We start from the raw sequence: 442 nt of genomic DNA on the forward strand, positions 1-442 counted from the left end.
CATCAATAAATATATTTTGAGAATTAAGATTAGTATTTGCTTGTGCAATAATATAATTACCTTCTTCGATAGCAGATAAGTACTGTATTTCATTGGTTACTATGTTGTTTTTTACTTTTCTGTATGGTGTTTCTAAAAAACCATATTTATTAGTACGAGCATAAACTGATAATGAATTAATTAATCCTATATTTGGTCCTTCTGGTGTTTCAATAGGGCACACTCGACCATAATGAGTAGGATGTACATCCCGTACTTCAAATCCAGCTCTTTCTCTTGTTAATCCACCAATTCCTAGAGCAGATATTCTACGTTTGTGTGTAATTTCAGATAAAGGATTATTTTGATCCATAAATTGAGATAATTGACTGGATCCAAAAAACTCTTTTACAGCAGAAGAAATCGGTTTAGCATTGATCATGTCTTGAGGCATTATAGTATC

Annotated in this window: 1 pseudogene; it reads right to left on the minus strand. The window is 31.4% G+C overall.

The features are described from left to right. A pseudogene (rpoB, locus tag LDP10_RS03240) lies at positions 1-442 on the minus strand (DNA-directed RNA polymerase subunit beta); the annotation flags it as partial.

The sequence above is a fragment of the Buchnera aphidicola (Pemphigus obesinymphae) genome (genome assembly GCF_026122815.1).
In the GTDB taxonomy this organism is placed as follows: domain Bacteria; phylum Pseudomonadota; class Gammaproteobacteria; order Enterobacterales; family Enterobacteriaceae; genus Buchnera_C; species Buchnera_C aphidicola_BJ.